General features: G+C 54.3%; 20 protein-coding genes. 12 read left to right on the top strand and 8 right to left on the bottom strand.

Annotation, left to right across the window (positions count from 1 at the left end; translation table 11 throughout):
* The first annotated feature begins 27 nt into the window (after window positions 1–27).
* From mrcB to fhuB, 5 genes are all read left to right on the top strand, one after another.
* Window positions 28–2,577 carry a bifunctional glycosyl transferase/transpeptidase gene (mrcB, locus tag ACO7SM_RS17585; RefSeq protein ID WP_490468582.1) on the top strand — a complete coding sequence of 850 codons (2,550 nt, stop codon included), beginning with the start codon at window positions 28–30 and terminating at the stop codon, window positions 2,575–2,577.
* A 218-nt stretch (window positions 2,578–2,795) separates the two neighbouring features.
* Complete coding sequence (fhuA, locus tag ACO7SM_RS17580) at window positions 2,796–5,039, top strand: ferrichrome porin FhuA (protein WP_490468581.1); 2,244 nt, start codon at window positions 2,796–2,798, stop codon at window positions 5,037–5,039.
* 48 nt (window positions 5,040–5,087) lie between these two features.
* Window positions 5,088–5,885: a Fe3+-hydroxamate ABC transporter ATP-binding protein FhuC gene (fhuC, locus tag ACO7SM_RS17575; RefSeq protein ID WP_192611128.1), complete on the top strand. Its 798-nt coding sequence runs from the start codon at window positions 5,088–5,090 to the stop codon at window positions 5,883–5,885.
* Window positions 5,885–6,775, top strand: coding sequence for a Fe(3+)-hydroxamate ABC transporter substrate-binding protein FhuD (fhuD, locus tag ACO7SM_RS17570; protein ID WP_490468580.1), 891 nt, complete (start codon window positions 5,885–5,887; stop codon window positions 6,773–6,775). The genes fhuC and fhuD overlap by 1 nt, the downstream gene beginning before the upstream one ends.
* Complete coding sequence (gene fhuB, locus ACO7SM_RS17565) at window positions 6,772–8,754, top strand: Fe(3+)-hydroxamate ABC transporter permease FhuB (RefSeq protein WP_490468579.1); 1,983 nt, start codon at window positions 6,772–6,774, stop codon at window positions 8,752–8,754. The genes fhuD and fhuB overlap by 4 nt, the downstream gene beginning before the upstream one ends.
* A 104-nt stretch (window positions 8,755–8,858) precedes the next feature.
* On the opposite strand, the gene hemL is transcribed toward fhuB, so the two are convergent.
* The gene (hemL, locus tag ACO7SM_RS17560; protein ID WP_490468578.1) at window positions 8,859–10,139 is read right to left on the bottom strand and encodes a glutamate-1-semialdehyde 2,1-aminomutase; all 1,281 of its coding nucleotides are present in this window, start codon (window positions 10,137–10,139) and stop codon (window positions 8,859–8,861) included.
* A gap of 151 nt (window positions 10,140–10,290) precedes the next feature.
* Here hemL and clcA point away from each other — a divergent pair, with 151 nt between their 5' ends.
* Genes clcA through erpA form a run of 3 tightly spaced genes read left to right on the top strand, consistent with a single transcriptional unit; the run spans window position 10,291 to window position 12,137 of the window.
* Window positions 10,291–11,712, top strand: coding sequence for a H(+)/Cl(-) exchange transporter ClcA (clcA, locus tag ACO7SM_RS17555; RefSeq protein WP_490468577.1), 1,422 nt, complete (start codon window positions 10,291–10,293; stop codon window positions 11,710–11,712).
* Entirely contained in the window at window positions 11,660–11,800 is a 141-nt protein-coding gene (gene yadW, locus ACO7SM_RS17550) for a small protein YadW (protein ID WP_490468576.1), read from the top strand. Before clcA ends, yadW begins: the two co-directional genes overlap by 53 nt.
* A complete protein-coding gene (gene erpA, locus ACO7SM_RS17545) occupies window positions 11,793–12,137 on the top strand; it encodes an iron-sulfur cluster insertion protein ErpA (protein ID WP_006686771.1) in 345 nt (114 codons plus the stop codon). The genes yadW and erpA overlap by 8 nt, the downstream gene beginning before the upstream one ends.
* A 44-nt stretch (window positions 12,138–12,181) precedes the next feature.
* On the opposite strand, the gene ACO7SM_RS17540 is transcribed toward erpA, so the two are convergent.
* Genes ACO7SM_RS17540 through mtnN form a run of 3 tightly spaced genes read right to left on the bottom strand, consistent with a single transcriptional unit; the run spans window position 12,182 to window position 14,334 of the window.
* Entirely contained in the window at window positions 12,182–12,805 is a 624-nt protein-coding gene (locus ACO7SM_RS17540) for a TRIC cation channel family protein (RefSeq protein ID WP_490468575.1), read from the bottom strand.
* Between the two features lie 37 nt (window positions 12,806–12,842).
* Window positions 12,843–13,643, bottom strand: coding sequence for a vitamin B12 ABC transporter substrate-binding protein BtuF (gene btuF, locus ACO7SM_RS17535; RefSeq protein WP_490468574.1), 801 nt, complete (start codon window positions 13,641–13,643; stop codon window positions 12,843–12,845).
* The gene (mtnN, locus tag ACO7SM_RS17530) at window positions 13,636–14,334 is read right to left on the bottom strand and encodes a 5'-methylthioadenosine/S-adenosylhomocysteine nucleosidase (protein WP_490468573.1); all 699 of its coding nucleotides are present in this window, start codon (window positions 14,332–14,334) and stop codon (window positions 13,636–13,638) included. The genes btuF and mtnN overlap by 8 nt, the downstream gene beginning before the upstream one ends.
* An 83-nt stretch (window positions 14,335–14,417) precedes the next feature.
* Here mtnN and dgt point away from each other — a divergent pair, with 83 nt between their 5' ends.
* The 3 genes from dgt to cdaR all read left to right on the top strand — a co-directional run bounded on the left by dgt (window position 14,418) and on the right by cdaR (window position 18,814).
* Window positions 14,418–15,932: a dGTPase gene (gene dgt, locus ACO7SM_RS17525; protein ID WP_490468572.1), complete on the top strand. Its 1,515-nt coding sequence runs from the start codon at window positions 14,418–14,420 to the stop codon at window positions 15,930–15,932.
* 132 nt (window positions 15,933–16,064) lie between these two features.
* On the top strand, window positions 16,065–17,501 hold the full coding sequence (degP, locus tag ACO7SM_RS17520) for a serine endoprotease DegP (protein ID WP_490468571.1): 1,437 nt from the start codon (window positions 16,065–16,067) through the stop codon (window positions 17,499–17,501).
* 155 nt (window positions 17,502–17,656) lie between these two features.
* A complete protein-coding gene (gene cdaR, locus ACO7SM_RS17515) occupies window positions 17,657–18,814 on the top strand; it encodes a DNA-binding transcriptional regulator CdaR (protein WP_192611138.1) in 1,158 nt (385 codons plus the stop codon).
* A gap of 56 nt (window positions 18,815–18,870) precedes the next feature.
* Here the strand turns inward: cdaR and ACO7SM_RS17510 are convergent, their stop codons facing one another.
* The 4 genes from ACO7SM_RS17510 to map all read right to left on the bottom strand — a co-directional run bounded on the left by ACO7SM_RS17510 (window position 18,871) and on the right by map (window position 23,803).
* Window positions 18,871–19,257, bottom strand: a complete 387-nt coding sequence (locus ACO7SM_RS17510; RefSeq protein WP_192611139.1) for a DUF3461 family protein — start codon at window positions 19,255–19,257, stop codon at window positions 18,871–18,873.
* Window positions 19,258–19,367: 110 nt separating this feature from the next.
* Window positions 19,368–20,192: a 2,3,4,5-tetrahydropyridine-2,6-dicarboxylate N-succinyltransferase gene (dapD, locus tag ACO7SM_RS17505; RefSeq protein ID WP_162381135.1), complete on the bottom strand. Its 825-nt coding sequence runs from the start codon at window positions 20,190–20,192 to the stop codon at window positions 19,368–19,370.
* A 30-nt stretch (window positions 20,193–20,222) separates the two neighbouring features.
* On the bottom strand, window positions 20,223–22,895 hold the full coding sequence (glnD, locus tag ACO7SM_RS17500; protein WP_490468570.1) for a bifunctional uridylyltransferase/uridylyl-removing protein GlnD: 2,673 nt from the start codon (window positions 22,893–22,895) through the stop codon (window positions 20,223–20,225).
* A gap of 113 nt (window positions 22,896–23,008) precedes the next feature.
* Window positions 23,009–23,803, bottom strand: coding sequence for a type I methionyl aminopeptidase (gene map, locus ACO7SM_RS17495; protein ID WP_490468569.1), 795 nt, complete (start codon window positions 23,801–23,803; stop codon window positions 23,009–23,011).
* A 447-nt stretch (window positions 23,804–24,250) separates the two neighbouring features.
* Here map and rpsB point away from each other — a divergent pair, with 447 nt between their 5' ends.
* Window positions 24,251–24,976, top strand: coding sequence for a 30S ribosomal protein S2 (gene rpsB / locus ACO7SM_RS17490; protein WP_490468568.1), 726 nt, complete (start codon window positions 24,251–24,253; stop codon window positions 24,974–24,976).
* Window positions 24,977–25,032: the final 56 nt, after the last annotated feature.

Here is a 25,032-nt window from a genome sequence, read left to right as displayed (position 1 = left end):
TGCGCCTGAACGTTGCGGAGAAAAAGCATGGCGGGGAATGACCGCGAGCCAATCGGGCGTAAAGGGAAACCGACGCGTCCGGTGAAACAAAAGGTGAGCCGTCGTCGACTCAGAGATGACGAGTATGACGACGATTATGATGATGACTATGAGGATGAAGAACCGATGCCGCGTAAGGGTAAAGGCAAAGGCGGTAAGCCTCGTGGTAAGCGCGGCTGGGTCTGGCTGCTGCTAAAACTGTCGATTGTTTTTGTGGTGCTGATTGCCATTTACGGCGTCTACCTGGATCAAAAAATCCGTAGCCGTATTGATGGCAAAGTCTGGCAATTGCCAGCGGCGGTCTATGGCCGCATGGTGAACCTTGAGCCGGAAATGTCGGTCAGCAAAAACGAAATGGTGAAGTTGCTGGAAGCGACCCAGTATCGCCAGGTGTCGAAAATGACGCGCCCTGGCGAGTTCACCGTGCAGGCGAACAGCATTGAGATGATTCGTCGCCCGTTTGACTTCCCGGATAGCAAAGAAGGGCAGGTACGGGCGCGTTTGACGTTTGATGGCGATCATCTCGACACCATCGAGAACATGGACAACAACCGCCAGTTCGGTTTCTTCCGTCTCGATCCGCGTCTGATCACGATGCTCTCTTCACCGAACGGTGAACAGCGTCTGTTTGTACCGCGTAACGGTTTCCCGGATCTGCTGGTCGATACACTGTTGGCGACCGAAGACCGCCACTTCTATGAGCATGATGGGGTGAGCCTGTACTCCATCGGACGTGCGGTGCTGGCGAACCTGACCGCCGGACGTACGGTGCAGGGAGCGAGTACGCTGACTCAGCAGTTGGTGAAAAACCTCTTCCTCTCCAGCGAACGTTCCTACTGGCGTAAAGCCAACGAAGCCTACATGGCGCTGCTGATGGATGCGCGTTACAGCAAGGATCGCATTCTCGAACTGTACATGAACGAAGTGTACCTCGGTCAGAGTGGCGACAATGAAATTCGCGGCTTCCCGCTGGCGAGTTTGTACTATTTTGGTCGTCCGGTTGAGGAACTGAGTCTTGATCAGCAGGCCTTGCTGGTGGGGATGGTAAAAGGGGCGTCCATCTACAACCCGTGGCGTAACCCGAAACTGGCGCTGGAGCGTCGTAACCTGGTATTACGTCTGCTGCAACAGCAGCAGATTATTGACCAGGAACTTTACGAAATGCTGAGCGCGCGTCCGTTGGGCGTGCAGCCGCGTGGTGGGGTTATCTCTCCGCAACCGGCGTTCATGCAGATGGTGCGCCAGGAGCTACAGACAAAGCTGGGCGACAAGGTTAAAGACCTCTCTGGCGTGAAGATCTTCACGACGTTTGACTCGGTGGCGCAGGATGCCGCAGAGAAAGCCGCCGTTGAGGGGATTCCGGTACTGAAGAAACAGCGCAAACTGAGCGATCTGGAAACGGCTATCGTGGTGGTTGACCGCTTCAGTGGCGAAGTACGTGCGATGGTCGGCGGGGCTGAACCGCAGTTTGCTGGCTATAACCGTGCAATGCAGGCGCGCCGTTCCATTGGCTCGCTGGCAAAACCGGCGACCTACCTGACCGCGCTCAGTCAGCCGAAGCTGTATCGTCTCAATACCTGGATTGCCGATGCGCCGATTGCGCTGCGTCAGCCAAATGGCCAGGTCTGGTCGCCGCAGAACGATGACCGTCGCTACAGCGAGAGCGGTAAAGTGATGCTGGTGGATGCCCTGACGCGTTCAATGAACGTGCCGACGGTCAATCTGGGGATGGCGCTGGGACTGCCTGCCGTCACCGATACCTGGCTGAAACTGGGCGCGCCGAAAGATCAGCTTAATCCGGTGCCGGCGATGCTGCTCGGGGCGTTGAACCTGACGCCAATCGAAGTCGCGCAAGCGTTCCAGACGATCGCCAGCGGCGGTAACCGTGCGCCGTTGTCGGCGTTACGTTCGGTGATTGCTGAAGATGGCTCGGTGCTTTATCAGAGCTTCCCGCAGGCGGAACGCGCGGTTCCGGCACAGGCGGCTTACATGACGCTGTGGACTATGCAGCAGGTGATACAGCGTGGTACCGGACGTCAGTTGGGCGCGAAATACCCGGGACTGCATCTGGCCGGTAAAACCGGAACCACCAACAATAACGTGGACACCTGGTTTGCCGGTATTGACGGTAGTCAGGTCACGATTACCTGGGTGGGCCGTGATAATAACCAGCCAACCAAACTGTACGGCGCCAGCGGTGCGATGTCGATTTATCAGCGTTATCTGGCCAACCAGACGCCAACGCCACTGGTGCTAACGCCGCCGGAAGACATTGTGGATATGGGCGTGGATTACGACGGCAACTTTGTGTGTGGCGGCGGAATGCGTACGCTCCCGGTCTGGACTACCGATCCTGATGCGCTGTGCCAGCAGGGCGAGATGATGCAACAACCGCAATCGGGCAATCCGTTTGACCAGTCATCTCAACCGCAGCAGCAACAGCAACAGCAACAGCAACAGCAGCAGCAACCGTCGCAGGAGAAGAAAGACGGTGACGGCGTTGCAGGCTGGATAAAGGATATGTTTGGCAGTAACTGATGCCCTCAAAACCCGCTTCGGCGGGTTTTTCTTTGCCGCACGGCAAGGCGATATCGCCTGATTTATTAACCCCTTCTTTTCATCTGGTTATTTCTTAACCCCTCAGTTTTCTTAGGGTCGCGTAGCGCTTGCGATCTCGCCAGTATTTCGAATATTATGCCCCGGCATAATAATAATTCTCGTTTACGTTATCATTCACTTTTATCAGAGATATACCAATGGCGCGTTTCAAAACTGCTCAGCCAACCTACTCGCTGCGTAAAATCGCAGTCGTAGTAGCCACAGCGGTTAGCGGCATGTCTGTCTATGCACAGGCAGCGGTTCAACCGAAAGAAGAAACCATTACTGTTACTGCCGCACCTGCTCCGCAAGAAAGCGCATGGGGGCCCGCAGCCACCATCGCCGCACGACAGTCTGCTACGGCGACCAAAACGGATACCCCGATTGAAAAGACGCCTCAGTCTATTTCCGTGGTGACTGCCGAAGAGATGGCGCTGCACCAGCCGAAATCCGTGAAAGAAGCGCTCAGCTACACCCCAGGCGTTGCCGTGGGCACCCGTGGCGCGTCCAACACCTATGACTACCTGATTATCCGCGGTTTCGCTGCCGATGGCCAAAGCCAGAATAACTATCTGAATGGCCTGAAGATGCAGGGTAACTTCTACAACGATGCTGTGATCGACCCCTATATGCTGGAGCGCGCGGAAGTGATGCGCGGTCCGGTTTCCGTTCTGTACGGAAAGAGCAACCCGGGCGGCTTACTGAACATGGTCAGCAAGCGTCCAACCACGGAGCCCCTGAAAGAAGTTCAGTTCAAAATGGGCACCGACAACCTGTTCCAGACCGGGTTTGACTTCAGCGATGCGCTGGATGACGATGGCGTTTACTCCTATCGTTTAACTGGCCTGGCGCGTTCCGCCGATGCGCAGCAGCAGGGCGCAGAAGAGCAGCGCTATACCATCGCGCCGTCTTTCTCCTGGCGTCCGGATGACAAGACCAACTTCACCTTCCTCTCTTACTTCCAGAACGAACCGGAAACAGGTTATTACGGCTGGTTGCCAAAAGAGGGAACGGTGTCTGAATTGCCGAACGGTAAGCGTCTGTCTACCGATTTCAACGAAGGTGCTGACAACAATACCTACTCTCGTAACGAGAAAATGGTGGGCTACAGCTTCGATCACGAGTTTAACGACACCTTTACCGTGCGTCAGAACCTGCGCTTTGCGGAAAATAAAACCTCGCAAAACAGCGTTTACGGCTATGGCGTTTGCACCGACCCGGCGAACGCGGGCAGCAAACAATGTGCAGCGCTGGCACCGGCAGACAAAGGCCACTACCTCGCGCGTAAGTATGTTGTTGATGATGAAAAATTACAGAACTTCGCTGTGGATACCCAGTTGCAGAGTAATTTTGCAACCGGCGACGTCGACCATGTCCTGCTGACTGGCGTTGACTTTATGCGTATGCGTAATGACATCAACTCCTGGTTTGGTTATGACGACTCGGTTCCGCTGCTGGACTTGTACAATCCAGTGAACGGCGATTTCGATTTTAATTCGAAAGATCCGGCGACCTCTGGGCCTTATCAGGTTCTGAACAAACAGAAACAGACGGGTTTGTATATCCAGGATCAGGCGCAGTGGGATAAAGTTCTGGTAACATTGGGCGGTCGTTATGACTGGGCCGATCAGGAGTCGTTTAACCGCGTTTCCGGTACGACCTCAGAGCGTGATGACACCCAGTTCACCTGGCGTGGCGGTGTAAACTACCTGTTTGATAACGGGGTGTCACCGTACTTCAGCTATAGCGAATCGTTTGAACCGTCTTCACAGACCGATGCGCAGGGTAATTTGTTTGCTCCTTCGAAAGGCAAGCAGTACGAAGTCGGTGTGAAGTATGTGCCGAAAGATCGCCCGATCGTGATTACCGGCGCTCTGTATCAACTGACCAAAACCAACAACCTGATGGCGGATCCTTCGGGGTCATTCTTCTCGGTTGACGGTGGTGAGATCCGCGCGCGTGGCGTTGAGATCGAAGCGAAAGCGGCGCTGTCGGCGAGTGTTAACATCGTCGGTTCATACACCTATACCGATGTTGAATACACGACGGACACCAAATACAAAGGCAACACGCCTGCACAGGTGCCGGAACATATGGCGTCACTGTGGGGGGATTACACCTTTTATGATGGCGCATTGTCGGGTCTGACGCTGGGTACCGGGGGACGTTTTAGTAGCTCAAGCTATGGTGACCCGGCAAACTCCTTTAAAGTGGGAAGTTATGCCGTTATGGATGCGTTAGTACGCTACGATCTGGCTCGCGTGGGTATGGCGGGTTCCAACGTGGCGCTCCACGTTAACAACCTGCTTGATCGTGAATACGTCGCCAGTTGCTTCAACACGTATGGTTGCTTCTGGGGCGCGGAACGTCAGGTTGTTGCAACCGCAACCTTCCGTTTCTAATTTCTCTTAGGGCACGGTTTTCCGTGCCCGCTATACAAGTTGGCCGCTATGCAGGAAAACACAACCCATTCCGACACGACGTTTGCGTTGCGCAAAGTCTCCTTTCGCGTGCCTGGACGCACGCTGCTGCATCCTCTCTCTCTGACCTTTCCAGTCGGCAAAGTGACCGGACTTATCGGGCATAACGGCTCAGGTAAATCCACCCTGCTGAAAATGCTTGGGCGACATCAGCCGCCTTCGGAAGGTGAGATTTTGTTGGACGGTCAGCCGCTGGAAAACTGGAGCAGCAAAGCGTTTGCGCGCAAAGTCGCTTACCTGCCCCAGCAGTTGCCGCAGGCTGAAGGGATGACGGTGCGTGAACTTGTCGCGATTGGGCGTTATCCGTGGCATGGCGCATTGGGGCGTTTTGGCGTGGCCGACAGAGAGAAAGTAGAAGAAGCCATTGCGCTGGTCGGTTTAAAACCGTTGGCGCATCGGCTGGTGGACAGTCTTTCCGGTGGCGAGCGTCAACGGGCATGGATAGCGATGCTGGTGGCGCAGGATAGCCGCTGCCTGTTGCTTGATGAACCCACCTCGGCGCTGGATATTGCGCATCAGGTTGATGTGCTGGCGTTGGTGCACCGTTTAAGCCAGCAGCGCGGCCTGACCGTGATTGCCGTGCTTCATGATATCAACATGGCAGCGCGCTACTGCGACTATCTGGTCGCGCTGCGTGGCGGTGAAATGATCGCGCAGGGAACGCCCGCCGAACTGATGCGTGGTGAAACGCTGGAACAGATTTACGGCATCCCGATGGGGATTTTACCGCACCCTGCGGGCGCTGCACCTGTGAGTTTTGTTTATTAATGAGTGGTTTATATCCTCTTTCTCGCCGTCGCTTATTAACCGCGATGGCGCTTTCTCCGTTGCTCTGGAAAATGGGGCAGGCGCGCGCCGCCTCGGTCGATCTGCAGCGTATTGTGGCGCTGGAATGGCTACCGGTAGAGCTTCTGCTGGCACTGGGTATTACGCCTTACGGCGTGGCGGATATGCCTAACTACCGTTTGTGGGTCAACGAACCGCCGTTGCCGGATTCCGTGATTGATGTGGGTCTGCGTACTGAGCCGAATCTGGAACTGCTGACCGAAATGAAACCCTCATTTATGGTCTGGTCGGCAGGATATGGCCCTTCACCTGAGAAGCTGGCACGTATTGCGCCGGGACGTGGGTTTAACTTCAGCGACGGCAAAAATCCCTTAGCGGTGGCGCGCCAGTCGCTCACCGAGATGGCGCAACTTCTCAATGTAGAACCCGCGGCTCAACGCCATCTGGCGGCGTTTGACAGCTTTATCGAAAGCCAAAAATCACGCTTTACGCAGCGCGGGGAGAGGCCGTTGCTGATAACGAGCCTGCTGGATTCGCGTCATATGCTGATCTTCGGGCCGAACTGCCTCTTTCAACCGGTGCTGGACGAATATGGCATTCGTAATGCCTGGCAGGGTGAAACCAATTTTTGGGGAAGCACCGTGGTGGGGATCGATCGTCTGGCTGCCTATAAAGACGCTGATGTTATCTGCTTTGATCACGGTAACCACCGTGAGATGGATGCATTGACCGCCACACCGCTGTGGCAGGCGATGCCGTTTGTGCGTGCCGGGCGTTTTCAGCAGGTGCCCGCGGTCTGGTTCTATGGCGCAACGCTTTCCACCATGAGTTTTGTTCGTATTCTGGGTAATGCGCTGGGAGGCAAGGCGTGAGTAAACGTATTGCGCTGTTTCCTGCGTCATTTCTGGCGGTGCTGCTGATTGCCGCCGCTGGACTCACCTGGACTAATTTCACGATTGCACTGCCTTGTCGCCAGTGGTTGCAAGCATTGTGGTCACCCAATATTGATGTGGTCGAGCAGATGTTGTTCCACTACAGCTTGCTGCCGCGTCTGGTTATCTCTTTGCTGGTGGGCGCCGGACTGGGTCTGGTGGGCGTACTCTTTCAGCAGGTGCTACGTAACCCGCTGGCGGAGCCGACGACGTTGGGTGTGGCAACCGGTGCGCAACTGGGGATCACCATCACCACTCTGTGGGCGCTCCCCGGTGCATTGACGACGCAATTCGCCGCACTGGCGGGAGCCTGTGTCGTCGGTGCCGTGGTGTTTGGCGTCGCATGGGGGAAACGTCTGTCTCCGGTAACGCTAATTCTCGCCGGGCTGGTCGTCAGCTTGTATTGCGGCGCCATCAATCAACTGATGGTTCTTTTCCACCACGATCAACTGCAAAGTATGTTTCTCTGGAGTTCCGGGACGCTGACGCAAACGGACTGGGGCGGCGTGCAGCGCCTGTGGCCACAGTTGTTGGGCGGGGCGATGCTCACTTTGCTGCTGTTACGCCCGATGACCCTGATGGGGTTAGACGACGGCGTGGCGCGCAATCTGGGACTGGCCTTGTCGCTGGCGCGCCTGGCGGTACTGTCACTGGCGATTGTGATCAGTGCGCTACTGGTGAACGCGGTGGGGATTATCGGCTTTATCGGTCTGTTTGCGCCGCTGCTTGCAAAAATGCTCGGCGCGCGGCGTCTGCTGGCGCGTCTGATGTTAGCGCCATTGATTGGGGCGCTGATCCTCTGGCTTTCCGATCAAATCATTCTCTGGTTGACGCGGGTGTGGATGGAAGTCTCCACCGGGTCGGCAACGGCGTTGATTGGCGCACCGCTGCTTCTGTGGCTGCTGCCGCGCCTGCGCAGTATGAGTATGCCGGCGATGAATGCGAATGACAGGGTTGCAGCCGAACGACAGCATGTGCTGGGTTTTGCGCTGGCGGGTGGCGTGCTGCTGCTGGCGGTGGTGATGGTGGCGCTTTCGCTAGGGCGTGATGTGCACGGCTGGACGTGGGCCAGCGGCGCAATGCTGGATGAGTTAATGCCCTGGCGCTGGCCACGTATTCTGGCCGCCATGATTGCTGGTGTGATGCTGGCGGTCGCCGGGTGCATTATTCAACGCCTGACCGGCAACCCGATGGCGAGCCCGGAAGTGTTGGGGATAAGCTCTGGTGCGGCGTTTGGCGTGGTATTAATGCTGTTTCTGGTTCCGGGAAATGCGTTCGGCTGGCTACTGCCTGCCGGGAGTGTTGGCGCGGCAGTGACGTTGCTGATCATTATGATCGCCGCCGGGCGCGGCGGGTTTTCTCCGCACCGTATGTTACTGGCGGGGATGGCGCTCAGTACCGCATTCACCATGCTATTGATGATGTTGCAGGCAAGCGGCGATCCGCGAATGGCGGAAGTGTTAACCTGGATCTCGGGTTCGACCTATAACGCCTCGGGTGAGCAAGTGCTGCATACCGGGATAGTGATGGTGATTTTGTTGGCGATAACACCGCTGTGTCGTCGTTGGCTGACCATCTTACCGTTAGGCGGTGATACCGCACGGGCTGTGGGGATGGCGCTGACGCCTTCGCGCATTGGCCTGCTGATGTTGGCCGCGTGTCTGACGGCGACGGCGACGATGACCATTGGCCCGCTGAGCTTTGTCGGATTGATGGCGCCGCATATTGCGCGGATGTTAGGTTTTCGTCGAACGATGCCGCATATGATAATGTCGGCGCTGGCGGGGGGCGTGCTGTTAGTCTTCGCTGACTGGTGTGGCAGAATGGTACTGTTCCCGTATCAGATCCCGGCGGGATTACTGTCGACGTTTATAGGTGCGCCGTACTTTATCTATCTGTTACGTAAGCAGAGTCGGTAAAATGGTTTTTTACATGTAGGCCTGATAAGCGTTAGCGCCATCAGGCAAAAAAAAGCCGGGTGCGGCTCACGCCTTACCCGGCCTACACTACGTAATCTCGTATTTTACAGCTTCGCGAACACCCGACGTGCGGCGTCGATGGTGTTATTGATATCGTCCACGCTGTGCGCCACGGACATAAAGCCCGCTTCAAACGCTGACGGCGCCAGATAAACGCCTTCATCCAGCATCAGATGGAAGAAACGCTTAAAGCGCTCCACATCACACGCCATCACATCCTGGTAGCAGGTCACGGACTCGGCATCGGTGAAGAATAGCCCGAACATGCCGCCAACATGGTTCATCACCAGCGGAATTCCCGCCTCCTGCGCCGCTTCCAGCAGACCTTCAGACAGTCGCGTGGTCAGCTCATTCAGCGTTTCATGGATCCCCGGCTGGGCGACTTCGGTCAGGCAGGCAAAACCGGCTGCCATCGCGATAGGGTTACCGGAAAGCGTTCCCGCCTGGTAAACCGGGCCGGTCGGCGCCAGCGCATCCATCACGTCGCGGCGACCGCCGAAAGCGCCGACAGGCATACCGCCGCCGATGATTTTGCCCAGGCATGTCAGATCCGGCGTTACACCGTAGTAATCCTGTGCGCCAGCCAGCGCGACACGGAAACCGGTCATCACTTCGTCGATAATCAGCAGTGCGCCAAATTCGTCGCACAACGCGCGCAGGCCTGGCAGGAATTCCGGCAGCGGCGGGATGCAGTTCATGTTACCTGCGACGGGCTCAACGATGATGCAGGCAATCTCCTGCGGATACTGTTCGAATGCCGCGCGAACCGAGTCCAGATCGTTGTAAGTACAGGTCAGGGTATGTTTCGCGAAATCTGCCGGTACGCCCGGAGAATTCGGTTGACCCAGCGTCAGTGCGCCGGAACCGGCTTTAACCAGCAGGCAGTCGGCGTGACCGTGGTAGCAGCCTTCAAATTTGATGATCTTGTCGCGGCCCGTAAAGCCGCGCGCCAGGCGGATGGCGCTCATGGTGGCTTCGGTACCTGAGTTCACCATACGTACCATATCCATGGTCGGCACCAGATTGGTGACCAGTTCCGCCATCTTCACTTCCATCTCGGTAGGTGCGCCGAAACTCAGACCCCGTTCGGCAGCTTCAATCACCGCGTTACGGATAGCCGGATGGTTGTGACCCAGCACCATCGGTCCCCAGGAACCGACGTAATCAATGTAGGCTTTGCCATCGACATCATACAGATACGCGCCGTCTGCTTTTTCGATAAACAGCGGCGTTCCCCCCACGCCAGTAAAGGCGCGAACAGGGGAGTTAACGCCGCCGGGGATGAGCTCGCGTGCTGCGCTGTAGAGGTTTTCAGACTTACTCATGGATGGGTTCCTGGTTCGTAGAAAAAGTGAATGCCCGCTATTCTAAGTAAAGTTATCCGCATTTGAAACAACACGATTTACAGGGGATTTTCACTGAAGAGACGAGTAGAATGCCGTCTCTGCATTTGTATTACCAATTAATGATCATCCAATGAAAACAGACACTCCCTCTTTTGAAGCACAGCACGTTTTGCGCTTACGGCGCAGGGATCTGATCCGCCGACTCGTTGAACGCGATAAAACGCCGCTGGCGATTTTGTTGATGGCAGCCGTTGTCGGTACTGTCACTGGGTTGGTTGGCGTGGCATTCGAAAAAGCGGTGACCTGGGTTCAGAACCAGCGCCTCGGTTCATTAGCCCATGTCGCAGACCATGCGCTGTTGGTCTGGCCGCTGGCCTTTATTCTCTCTGCTGGGCTTGCGATGGTCGGTTATTTTCTGGTGCGTAAATTTGCGCCAGAGGCCGGTGGGTCGGGTATCCCCGAAATTGAAGGCGCTCTGGAAGATCTGCGTCCCGTACGTTGGTGGCGCGTACTTCCCGTTAAGTTTGTGGGCGGTATGGGGACGCTCGGCGCAGGCATGGTGCTTGGACGCGAAGGGCCCACGGTGCAGATCGGCGGTAATATTGGTCGCATGGTGCTGGATGTGTTTCGTATGCGCAGCGCCGAAGCGCGCCACACGTTACTGGCAACCGGTGCGGCTGCGGGGCTTTCTGCTGCTTTTAACGCGCCGTTGGCGGGCATTTTATTCATTCTTGAAGAGATGCGTCCGCAGTTTCGTTACAACCTTATTTCGATCAAGGCGGTGTTCACCGGAGTTATCATGTCCAGCATCGTGTTTCGGATCTTCAACGGTGAATCACCGATCATTGAGGTGGGGAAACTGTCGAATGCGCCGGTTAACACCCTGTGGCTCTATTTGATCCTCGGAATGGTCTTTGGCTGCGTGGGGCCGGTCTTCAATACCCTGGTGCTGCGTACTCAGGATATGTTCCAACGCTTTCATGGCGGCGATATCAAAAAATGGGTATTGATGGGCGGCGTTATCGGCGGGCTGTGCGGGATTCTCGGGTTGATTAAACCGGAGGCGGCTGGCGGAGGATTTAACCTGATCCCCATTGCTGCCGCCGGCAACTTCGGCGTTGGACTCCTGCTGTTTATTTTTATCGCCCGGGTCATTACCACGTTACTTTGTTTTTCCTCCGGTGCGCCTGGCGGTATTTTTGCGCCAATGCTGGCGTTGGGGACGTTACTGGGCACCGCGTTTGGCATGGCGGCAGCGGTCTTTTTCCCGCAGTATCATCTTGAGGCGGGAACGTTCGCGATTGCCGGAATGGGAGCCCTGCTGGCGGCATCTGTGCGTGCGCCGTTGACGGGGATTGTGCTGGTGCTGGAAATGACCGATAACTATCAGCTCATTTTGCCAATGATTATTACCTGTCTTGGCGCAACACTGTTAGCGCAATTTATGGGCGGAAAGCCGCTATACTCTACAATCCTTGCCCGCACACTGGCAAAGCAGGATGCAGAGCAGGCGGCAAAAAGCCAGGGCGTTACCGCGGGCGAGAATACTTGAACGAAATACCAGGGTATTAGATAATGACAAGAGTATTGGGTTAGAATTTGCCCAATTGCCAATGTCGTTTGGAGCAAAAAATGAGTGATGACGTAGCGCTGCCACTGCAATTTACTGAAGCAGCAGCCAATAAAGTAAAAAGCCTGATCGCTGATGAAGATAACCCGAATCTGAAATTACGTGTGTATATCACCGGTGGTGGTTGCAGCGGTTTCCAGTACGGTTTCACCTTTGATGATCAGGTGAATGATGGCGATATGACCATTGAGAAACAGGGCGTCGGTCTGGTTGTCGATCCGATGAGCCTGCAGTATCTGGTGGGCGGATCCGTTGACTACACCGAAGGTCTGGAAGGTTCTCGTTTCGTCGTGACCAACCCGAACGCAAAAAGCACCTGCGGGTGTGGCTCGTCCTTCAGTATCTGATTGTACTGAACATGAAAAAGCCGTGTCATGGACACGGCTTTTTGCTATCGGGTGCGATCATCCAGTGCAAAGGTCGGCAACTTCAGATGCCAGCGAATGGCGGCAAGCCGAATGAGCAACGTCACGACCATCCCCAACATGCTGGACGTCTCCAGTGGAATTTCAAACGTATAATACGCAGTAGCATGCACAATACCGCCGATGATACAGGCCGTTGCATAAATTTCGGTCCGCAAAATCATGGGGACTTCGCGGGCTAACACATCACGAATAATCCCGCCGCCGACGCCGGTAATCACGCCCATACAGATGGCAACCAGTGGGCCGCTTCCCGCAATAAAGGCTTTATTCACGCCGATACCGACAAACACCGCCAGGCCAACGGCATCCAACACCGGGAGCATCCATTTAGGCAGTCTTCTGGGCTGACGCACCAGTACAATGGTGAGCATACTGGTGATCATCGCCACCACCAGGTCGGTGGGATCTTTTACCCAAAATACCGGCCCGTTATCCAGCGCCATATCGCGAATGGTTCCCCCGCCTACGGCCGTGACAACGCCAAGAACCAGAACGCCAAAAGGGTCCATGCGCAGTTTTCCGGCCAGTAATACGCCGGAGATAGCAAATACCGCTGTGCCTACAATATCGAGCCAATAGACGAGCATCGTCGAATCCCCACGGAGAGCCTGGCGGGGCCTGGCTCTATTTCACTTGTGAAAGCGCATTACAGAGTTGTTTTGCGGCGAGGATAATACGCGGGCTTGCGCGTTCAAACCAGTCACTGGTGAGTGGAATAACCGGAATTTTTAGCTGATTTCCCCAGTATTGTTTGATTTTGAGAATTTCGCCCGAATCTCCTGCGACGACGATCGCCTGGGGAGCCCTTGCCAGCACCTGTTCGCGACTCACCTGCGGCCAGGGAACCCGACTATCGGCAAAGACATTTTCTCCGCCACAAAGCTCAATAACCTGGTTCTGAATCGAGTTTTTTCCGCTGGTAAAGGGCGGATTGATGCCAAACTGGAGAAACACCCGCTTTTTCGGTTTCTCTGCATACTGAGATTTTAGCTGAGCATACTCATCCAACAAGGTTTGCGCCGCACGATTGGCTTTCTCGGGATCGGGGCTCCAGGCCGCCAACTGTTGTAAAGCGCCAGCGACCTGCTCGATGGTTTCCGCGTCTATCCAGATGACGTTGATGCCCAGAGAGGTCAGTTGATTGACCTGCCGCTCTGAATTCCCGCCACGCCAGGCGATAACCAGATCGGGCTTTAGCGCCACAATCCGTTCCAGATTCATCCCTTGCCAGGTGGAAACCTCATCGATGTTTTTCGCTTCCGGGGGATAGTCGGAATAACTACTGACGCCAACGGGGGTAATGCCTGCGGCAAAGGCGAGTTCGGTATTAGCGGGGGAAAGAGAAACGACGCGCGGCGCGGCAGACAGCCACACCGGAACAATGAGAAGCAGGGCGGCCAGCGCCCTGGATAATGATTTAGCCATGTGCCAGTTTCTGGACCAGCGTTTCCACCATCAGGCTGGACTGTTTGGCGGCAACTACCAGGAACTCGTCAAAGCTGAGGTGAGACTGCTGATCCGCCACGTCAGAAATGGCGCGAACCACCACAAAAGGCACCTTAAAGTTATGGCAAACGTGCGCGATAGCCGTCGCTTCCATCTCCACGGCAATCGCGTTCGGGAAGTTATGACGGATCCTCGCCAGACTGACTGAGCCATTGATGAAGGCGTCACCACTGACGATCAACCCGCGAACCGCATTCAGGTTCAGTTCTGCAATGCAGGATTCGGCAGCAGCGACCAGTTTGTCATCCGCTTTAAAACCCGCCGGGCAGCCCGGAAGCTGACCAAATTCATAACCAAACGCGGTGACGTCGGCATCGTGATAACGCGCTTCGTCAGAAACCACGATGTCACCGACTTTCAGCGTCGGCGCCAGGCCGCCCGCAGAGCCCGTGTTAACAATGACATCCGGCTTGCAGCGCTCGAGAAGCAGGGTTGCGCCCAGCGCAGCCGCGACTTTACCGATGCCTGATTTCAGTAGCGCAACCTCGGTTCCGTTCAGTTGGCCGGTGTAAATTTCACAACCGCCAAGGGTAATTGTCTGACGGTTTTCGATTTTGTCACGCAGCAGCGTAACTTCTTCTTCCATTGCACCAATGATGCCGATTTTCATAGATTTACTCGCGATAAGCCAGATTTGAGGGCATAGTCTATCATGCGCTTAAGGTGAAGCGCATTGCTCAGGCGGGAGAGAACATGGCACAGGTCGATTTCCGAAATAAAATTAACTGGCACCGTCGTTATCGCTCACCGCAGGGCACGAAGTCTGAACATGAAATTCTACGGATCTTTGAGAGCGATCGTGGTCGGATCATCAATTCTCCCGCGATTCGCCGTCTGCAACAGAAAACGCAGGTGTTTCCCCTTGAGCGCAATGCGGCGGTGCGGACGCGTCTGACGCACTCTATGGAAGTGCAGCAGGTTGGGCGCTATATCGCCAAAGAGATACTGAGTCGCCTTAAAGAGCTGAAACTGTTAGAGAAGTACGGCCTTGATGAGTTGACCGGCCCTTTTGAAAGCATCGTGGAGATGTCCTGCCTGATGCATGATATCGGCAATCCGCCGTTTGGCCATTTTGGCGAGGCGGCGATTAACGACTGGTTTCGCCAGCGGTTGTTCCCGGCAGATGCGGAAAGCCAGCCACTCAGTGACGATCGTTGTGTCGTTGCGGCGCTGCGATTGCGTGAGGGTGAGGAGTCAGTGAATCATCTTCGTCGTAAAGTGCGCCAGGACTTATGTCAGTTTGAAGGGAATGCGCAGGGGATACGTCTGGTTCATACATTGATGCGAATGAATCTGACCTGGGCGCAGGTGGGCGGTATTTTAAAATATACGCGACCGGCCTGGTGGCGGGGTGAAACACCTTCCTCGCATACCTATTTAATGAAAAAGCCGGGCTACTATCTTTCTGAAGAGCCTTATATTGAGCGGTTACGTAAAGAGCTTGAAATGGCACCTTACAGCCGATATCCATTGGCGTGGATTATGGAAGCGGCTGACGACATATCATATTGTGTGGCCGATCTTGAGGATGCCGTTGAGAAAAGAATCTTCAGCGTGGAGCAGCTTTATCATCATCTTTATGAAGCCTGGGGGCATCATGAAAAAGGCTCACTGTTCACGCAGGTGGTTGAGAATGCCTGGGAGAAATCGCGCGCCAATTCATTAAGTCGCAGTACGGAAGACCAATTTTTTATGTATTTACGCGTGAATACACTTAATAAACTGGTGCCGTATGCAGCCCAACGCTTTATTGATAATTTGCCGCAAATCTTTGACGGTAATTTCAATCACGCCTTGCTGGAAGATGCCAGTAGCTTCAGCCAGTTGCTTGAATTATATAAAAATGTCGCGATAAAACACGTGTTCAGCCACCCGGATGTTGAACAACTGGAATTACAAGGCTATCGGGTGATCAGCGGTTTGCTGGAGATTTATCAGCCGCTACTAAAAATGTCGCGAGTAGATTTTTCTGAGCTGGTTGAGAACGAACGACTGAAGCGTTTTCCTATTGAGTCCAGGCTATTCCAGAAGCTCTCTACACGCCACCGCCTGGCCTATATTGAAGTGGTGGGCAAATTAACCTTAGATTCACCTGAATACGCCACGCTGGAATATTATTATCGCTGCCGCCTGATCCAGGACTATATCAGCGGGATGACCGATTTGTATGCCTGGGATGAATATCGCCGGTTGATGGCGGTTGAATAATATTCAACCTTTTGTAAAGATGAACAATAAATTTTTACCGTTTCCAGAAACTTTATACCGGAACTTCGCGCTATAAAACGAATCTGATGTACACAGCAATTTTGCGTTATCTGTTAATCGAGATCGAAACACATGAAAAAAACCACATTAGCAATGAGTGCACTGGCTCTGAGTTTAGGTTTGGCGTTGTCCCCCCTGTCTGCAACGGCGGCTGAGACGGCGTCTTCAGCAACAACAGCCCAGCAGATGCCAAGTCTGGCGCCGATGCTCGAAAAAGTGATGCCATCGGTGGTGAGTATTAACGTGGAAGGCAGCACGACGGTGAATACGCCGCGTATGCCGCGGAACTTCCAGCAGTTTTTCGGTGAAGATTCTCCGTTCTGTCAGGATGGTTCGCCATTCCAGAGCTCGCCTTTCTGTCAGGGCGGGATGCAGCAGGGCGGCGATAACGGCGGCGGTCAGCAACAAAAATTCATGGCGCTGGGCTCCGGTGTCATCATTGACGCTGCAAAAGGCTATGTTGTGACCAACAACCACGTGGTCGACAAAGCCAGCGTTATCAAAGTGCAACTGAGCGATGGCCGTAAGTTCGATGCGAAGGTTGTCGGTAAAGATCCGCGCTCCGATATTGCGCTGATCCAGATTCAGGATCCGAAAAATCTGACGGCGATTAAGCTGGCGGACTCTGATGCGCTGCGCGTCGGGGATTATACCGTTGCCATCGGTAACCCGTTCGGTCTGGGCGAGACGGTGACGTCCGGTATTGTTTCGGCGCTGGGCCGTAGCGGTCTGAACGCAGAGAACTATGAAAACTTTATCCAGACTGACGCCGCCATCAACCGGGGTAACTCCGGTGGGGCGCTGGTGAACCTGAACGGCGAACTGATCGGTATTAACACCGCGATTCTTGCGCCGGACGGCGGCAATATCGGTATCGGTTTTGCCATCCCAAGCAACATGGTGAAAAACCTGACGGCCCAGATGGTCGAGTACGGTCAGGTAAAACGCGGCGAGCTGGGGATTTTGGGAACCGAACTGAGTTCTGAGCTGGCGAAAGCAATGAAAGTCGATGCACAGCGCGGCGCATTCGTAAGCCAGGTGTTGCCGAACTCGTCGGCGGCGAAAGCGGGCATTAAAGCGGGTGACGTCATTACGTCTCTGAACGGTAAACCGATCAGCAGCTTTGCCGCACTGCGCGCTCAGGTCGGAACGATGCCGATTGGCAGCAAAATCAGCCTGGGTCTGCTGCGCGAAGGCAAGCCTGTGACGGTAAGCCTGGAACTGCAGCAAAGCAGCCAGAATCAGGTCGATTCCAGCACCATCTTCAGCGGTATTGAAGGTGCTGAGATGAGCAATAAAGGCCAGGATAAGGGCGTTGTCGTGAATAACGTCAAAGCCAATTCTCCGGCTGCCGTGATTGGCCTGAAGAAAGGGGACGTGATCGTTGGGGCAAACCAGCAGGCGATTAAAAACATCGCTGAACTGCGTAAAATCCTCGACAGCAAACCGTCTGTGCTGGCGCTGAACATTCAGCGTGGCGATAGCTCCATCTACCTGCTGATGCAGTAATCTCTCGCAAAACCCTTTCCCCGCAGGGGAAAGGGTTCTTCCCCGTTTTGTGAAGTTTCCCACAACTCCATACATCTTCCCGTCAGTTTGTGCATTTGCACAATGTTGCAGGCTAACATCTTCCCTATGCTTGAGTTCCGCTCACAGGAGGGTTTATGGCTGGCTGGCATCTTGATACCAAAATGGCACAGGATATCGTGTCACGAACCATGCGCATCATTGATACCAATATCAACGTAATGGATGCCCGTGGGCGCATTATCGGCAGCGGCGATCGCGAACGTATTGGTGAATTGCACGAAGGTGCATTGCTGGTGTTGTCGCAAGGGCGTGTGGTTGATATCGATGATGCGGTGGCCCGGCATCTGCACGGCGTGCGCCAGGGGATAAACCTGCCGCTACGACTTGAGGGGGAGATCGTTGGGGTCATTGGCCTGACGGGACAACCTGAGCACTTGCGTAAATACGGCGAACTGGTGTGTATGACCGCCGAAATGATGCTTGAGCAGTCACGCCTGATGCACCTGTTGGCGCAAGACAGTCGTCTACGCGAAGAGCTGGTCATGAACCTGATTCAGGCAGAAGAAAATACGCCAGCGCTGACCGAGTGGGCGCAGCGTCTGGGAATCGATTTGAACCAACCGCGGGTGGTCGCCGTGGTGGAAGTCGACAGCGGCCAGCTTGGCGTCGATAGCGCCATGGCGGAGCTACAGCAGTTACAGAATGCGCTGACCACCCCAGAGCGGAATAACCTGGTGGCGATTGTGTCACTCACCGAAATGGTGGTGCTGAAACCTGCGCTAAATCCGTTTGGTCGCTGGGATGCGGAAGATCACCGAAGACGTGTTGAACAGCTTATTGCGCGGATGAAAGAGAATGGGCATCTGCGTTTTCGCGTCGCGCTGGGCAACTATTTTACCGGCCCTGGCAGCATTGCCCGCTCGTACCGTACCGCCCGCACGACCCTGATGGTGGGGAAACAGCGGATGCCGGAAAGTCGCGGTTACTTTTACCAGGATCTGATGTTACCGGTGCTGCTGGACAGTTTACGCGGCGGCTGGCAAGCCAATGAGCTGGCGAGGCCGTTAGCACGACTGAAAGCCATGGATAACAACGGATTATTGCGCCGGACACTGGCCGCGTGGTTTCGCCACAACGTACAGCCGCTGGCGACGTCAAAAGCGTTATTTATCCACCGTAATACCCTGGAGTATCGCCTGAACCGAATCTCTGAATTAACCGGGCTGGATTTGGGGAATTTTGACGATCGGTTATTGCTGTATGTGGCATTGCAACTGGATGAACAACGGTAGGCGGGATTGTTTTGTAGGCCGGGTAAGGCGAAGCCGCCACCCGGCAACAAACCGCATTATTTGCGTGTCAACTTCTCAAGATCGGCTTCAATCTCGCTGATCTTATTGGTCACGACCGATTCCAGATGGCGTAAATCGTCGAGGATCTTACGCTTAAGATCGACTTCGGTGCGGTCACGCTGGCAGATCTGATCCAGCTCGTCGATCACATAGCGAAGATTCGGGCTGATCTCCTGCACTTCTTTATACCCTTGACCCACACCATCAGCGACAACCGTTTTGCGCTGGCGAGGATATTTAAACTTAACGCTCTTGGCAAAAAATTCGCCTTTATCCTTCTGGAAATAGATTTTCAGGATATCGTTGTTGGCTTCTTGCCGCAGGCTGTAACGATCGATTTCTTCAGGATTGGTAATGCCCAGACTTTTCAGATTGTCGTACATAGCGGTACCCTTAATCTCAACATAACCTTTGAATAATTAACGAAAAGTTCTTTTTCCGCCACCAGAAGATATAAAAAAAGCGGGGTTGCCCCCGCTTTTTTTAATCATGATTAGTCGATAGTGCGCAGTAGCTCGTTGATACCCACTTTACCGCGGGTTTTCGCATCCACCTTTTTCACAATCACGGCACAGTACAGGCTGTATTTCCCATCTTTGGACGGGAGGTTGCCGGAAACCACTACCGAGCCCGCCGGAACGCGGCCGTAATGCACTTCACCGGTTTCGCGATCGTAAATACGGGTGCTTTGACCGATGTATACGCCCATGGAGATCACGGAACCTTCTTCCACGATCACCCCTTCAACGACTTCTGAACGCGCGCCGATAAAGCAGTTGTCTTCGATGATGGTTGGGTTAGCCTGCAGTGGCTCCAGAACACCACCGATGCCCACGCCGCCAGACAGGTGAACGTTTTTACCGATCTGCGCGCAGGAGCCAACGGTCGCCCATGTATCCACCATGGTGCCTTCGTCAACGTACGCGCCGATGTTCACGTAGGATGGCATCAGCACCGTGTTGCGAGCGATAAACGCGCCCTGACGCACGGCCGCAGGCGGAACCACACGGAAGCCTTCTTTCTGGAAACGCGCTTCATCGTAGTTAGCGAATTTCATCGGCACTTTATCGAAGTAGCGGCTTTCCGCACCGTCGATAACCTGGTTATCGTTAATACGGAAAGAGAGCAGTACCGCTTTCTTCAGCCACTGATGGGTGACCCACTGGCCATCAATCTTTTCTGCGACACGCAGCACGCCGGAATCCAGCAGAGAAATGACCTGATTAACCGCTTCACGGGTCACGGTATCTACATTTGCCGGAGTGATGTCGGCACGACGCTCGAAAGCTGACTCAATAACGTTCTGTAACTGCTGCATTGTTAAACTCTTTCCATATAAATAAACACACTACACTTTATCGTTTGGATTGAGGGCCTCTGTCAACCGTTGATGCACTTCCTGCTGCAGCTCATTATTAAGCGCACGCCGGTCGGCTGTGGCGATTATGAATAAATCTTCTACTCGCTCACCAATGGTTGTAATTCGGGCGCCATGAAGCGAAATTCCCAGATCGGCAAAAATTTGCCCGACCCGCGCCAACAGGCCCGGCTGATCGAGTGCAATCAATTCCAGGAACGATTTTCTGTCGGTATGGGTCGGCAGGAAATTCACCTCAGTCTCGACGGTGAAATGGCGGAGTTTGGCCGGTTGTCGACGCGGCTGTGGCGGCTGCCAGCTACGCTGCGTGATCGCCTGCTCCAGCCCAAAACGGATGGCTTCGTGGCGATCCGACGAAAGCGGGCTGCCATCGGGTTCCAGAACGATAAACGTATCCATCGCCATGCCGTCGCGGGTGGTGAAAATCTGTGCGTCGTGAACGCTCAGATTGCGCCTGTCCAGCTCGGCGCAGACGGCGGCAAACAGATACGGTCTGTCCGGGCTCCAGATAAAAATTTCGGTTCCGCCGCGCGTGGCCTGCGGGCTGAGCAGAATTAATGGATTATTGAGGTCATGCTGCAACAAATGTCGGGCGTGCCAGGCCAGTTGATTTGGGCTATGGCGGACAAAATAGTTGGCGCGACAGCGTGACCAGATGTGATGCAGCGCCTCTTCGTCAATATTATCCATACGCAGCAGCGCCAGGGCCTGCAACTGGTGATGACGCACACGCTCGCGCATATCTGGCGTATTCTGCATTCCCCGGCGGAGCTGTTTCTCGGTGGCAAAATAGAGTTCACGCAACAGGCTCTGCTTCCAGCTATTCCACAGCGTTTCATTGGTGGCGCAAATGTCGGCTACCGTCAGACAGGCGAGGAAACGCAGACGGTGTTCTGTTTGCATCTCTTCGGCGAACTGCTTGATCACTTCCGGATCCTGAATATCCCGTCGTTGCGCCGTGACAGACATCAGCAGGTGCTGACGCACCAGCCAGGCAACCAGTTGCGTTTCGCGTGAGTTCAGACCGTGCAGTTCGGCGAATTTAAGCACGTCCTGCGCACCCAGAACCGAGTGGTCGCCGCCGCGACCTTTGGCGATATCATGAAACAGCGCGGCGATAAAAATCAGCTCGGGTTGTCGCAGGCGAGGCCAGAGATCCACACACAGCGGGTGCGCCTGACGCGTCTCTTCTTTGGCGAAGCTCTCCAGCTTCAGCATGACCCGAATGGTGTGCTCATCCACGGTATAGGCGTGGAACAGGTCAAACTGCATTTGACCAACGATGTGCGACCACTGCGGCATATAGGCCCACAGCACGCTGTGACGGTGCATCGGCAACAGACCACGGCTGACGGCGCCAGGATGGCGCAGCATACTCAGAAACAGCGATCGCGCTTCCGGGATGTAGCAGAGTGGCTGATTAAGATGGCGACGCGCATGGCGAAGATGACGCAGCGTGGTGGAATAGATGCCCGTGATCGCGCTGTTGCGCACCATGGTGTAGAACATCCGCAGGATCGCTTCCGGTTCTCGGATAAACAGATCCTCACTGCGCAGGTCGATCAGCGTACCGCGTAACTGAAAATCGTCATCAATGGGGCGCGGTTTTTCGTCGGCGGACAGTGCGAGGATCGCTTCGTCAAACAGTTGCAGCAGCATCTGATTAAGTTCAGTGACGCGGCGGGTGACCCGGAAATAATCCTTCATCATCTGTTCGACCGGTTCGTTACCTTCGCCACGGTAGTTGAGACGCTGGGCAACGTTTAACTGGCGGTCAAACAGCAGGCGGTTATCGTAACGGTTGACCACCAGGTGGAGTGCAAAGCGAATGCGCCACAGAATATGCAGGCACTCGTTTAGCTCGGCACGTTCCGCCTGCGTTAAAAAGCCGAAACCGACCATCTCGTCTAACGATGTCGCGCCAAAGTGACGGCGTGCCACCCACTGCAGAGTATGAATATCGCGAAGACCGCCAGGACTGCTTTTGATGTCAGGTTCCAGATTGTAACTGGTGCCGTGATAGCGGTGATGGCGCAGGTGTTGCTCTTCCACTTTCGCGGCGAAAAATTTTTCTGACGGCCAGAACCCTTCGCTGAAGATGTGTTTCTGTAATTCAAGAAATAACGCGACATCGCCGATGAGCAGACGCGTTTCGATAAGGTTGGTGGCGACGGTGAGATCCGATAATCCCTCCAGCAGACACTCTTCCAGAGTCCGCACGCTGTGCCCAACCTCCAGTTTGACGTCCCACAACAGAGTCAGTAATTCACCAATTTTTTGCGCCTGCGCGTCGGGCAACTTTTTACGGCTTAAGATCAGCAGGTCGATGTCGGAAAGCGGATGAAGTTCACCACGACCGTAACCGCCAACCGCCACCAGCGCGACATCGCTAATTTGCCCAAAACCGTAATCGATCCACAGTCTCTGTAGGAGCTGGTCAATAAATTCGGTACGGGCTTCAATGAGCATTTCGGCTGAAACGCCTTCGTCAAAGGCCTCGCCGAGCCAACGCTGAAAGACATCAAGATGTGCTTTGATGTCCGCGCAGGTGAGTTCATGTTGCGGCCAGACGCCGGGGTTTTGCGGTTGGCCGGGTAGGGTGGGGAGGGCCGTGTTCGCATGTTGTTCTGGAAGAGTATTCATCGTATGCCACCCATAAAAAAGCCGGATGACGGCGCGAGCGCCTTATCCGGCCTACGGGATAGTGCAATTTGTAGGCCTGATAAGATGCGGGAGCATCGCCATCAGGCAAAAAATTATTCGTCGTGCGTGATGACCGCCGGGATGGTGTCATCCTTGCGTAATGTCAGAATTTCACAGCCATTTTCTGTCACCACAATAGTATGCTCATACTGTGCGGACAAGCTGCGATCTTTCGTTTTTACCGTCCAGCCATCTTTCATGGTACGGATACGATAATCACCGGCGTTCAGCATCGGTTCAATGGTGAACGTCATCCCGGTTTGCAGCACGACGCCACCGTCATCAGCATCATAGTGCAGAACCTGCGGTTCTTCATGGAAGCCGCGACCAATGCCGTGACCGCAGTATTCACGCACCACGGAGAAACCTTCGCCTTCCGCAAATTTCTGAATAGCGGCGCCCAGCGTGCGCAGACGGATGCCCGGTTTCACCATCCGCAGCGCCAGATACAGGCTTTCCTGCGTCACACGGCACAGACGTTCGCCCAGAATAGTGGGTTTGCCGACGATAAACATTTTTGAGGTATCGCCGTGGTATTCATCTTTGATAACGGTCACGTCGATGTTGACGATATCGCCATCTTTCAGATGTTTGGCATCATCCGGAATACCGTGACACACCACTTCATTGATAGAGATGCAGACGGATTTCGGGTAGCCGTGATAGCCCAGACATGCGGAAATAGCATGCTGTTCATTAACGATATAATCGTTACAGATATGATCCAGTTCACCGGTGCTGACGCCCGGTTTGATATACGGTTCGATCATTTCCAGCACTTCGGCGGCCAGACGACCAGCGACGCGCATTTTTTCGATTTCTTCAGGGGTCTTGATTGAGATAGCCATGAATTCTGTCCATCAGTGTCGATTATTTCGACAATAATTGTGTAAGTGCTGTCAATGGTATCAGTCAGGGGTACACGCTGCCAAATTGAGAATCATTCTGAACTTCGCCTTTCGTGCCACAAGTGCGTTGGCTGCATTTTTTCACCCCAGTCACTTACTCCTCGTAAGCTCCAGGGGATTCAAAAATTTGCCGCCTTCTTGTAACACGAAATTCATTGTTCAATTCAGCACGGACTGCCAACAATTATTGGTGTCTGGGGCGTATTTGTGGTATAAAGCGCGCCGGACTTCCGTTCTCTCTCAGATACACAAGATAGACGGAAGCGACAAATCTCACTTTGTGTAACAACACACACGTATCGGCACATATTCCGGGGTGCCCTTTGGGGTCGGTAATATGGGATACGTGGAGGCATAACCCCAACTTTATATATAGAGGTTTTAATCATGGCAACTGTTTCCATGCGCGACATGCTCAAGGCTGGTGTTCACTTCGGTCACCAGACCCGTTACTGGAACCCGAAAATGAAGCCGTTCATCTTCGGTGCGCGTAACAAAGTTCACATCATCAACCTTGAGAAAACTGTACCGATGTTCAACGAAGCTCTGGCTGAACTGAACAAGATCTCTTCTCGCAAAGGCAAAATCCTTTTCGTTGGTACTAAACGCGCTGCAAGCGAAGCGGTGAAAGACGCTGCTAATAGCTGCGACCAGTTCTTCGTGAACCATCGCTGGCTGGGCGGTATGCTGACTAACTGGAAAACCGTTCGTCAGTCCATCAAACGTCTGAAAGACCTGGAAACTCAGTCTCAGGACGGTACTTTCGAAAAGCTGACCAAGAAAGAAGCGCTGATGCGCACTCGTGAGCTTGAGAAACTGGAAAACAGCCTGGGCGGTATCAAAGACATGGGCGGTCTGCCGGACGCTCTGTTCGTTATCGATGCTGACCACGAGCACATTGCTATCAAAGAAGCAAACAACCTGGGTATTCCGGTATTTGCTATCGTTGATACCAACTCTGATCCGGACGGTGTTGACTTCGTTATCCCGGGTAACGACGACGCAATCCGTGCTGTTACCCTGTACCTGGGCGCTGTAGCTACAACCGTTCGTGAAGGCCGTTCTCAGGATCTGGCTTCCCAGGCGGAAGAAAGCTTCGTAGAAGCTGAATAATAAGGCACGCTCGTTAGAGCCCTTATAGACCAGGTAGTATCACGTTTGGTTAGGGG

This window comes from Citrobacter sp. LJND-P06, from assembly GCF_058188415.1.
Note: the sequence above shows the minus strand (reverse complement) of the source record. Positions and strands in the feature narration are given on the sequence as shown.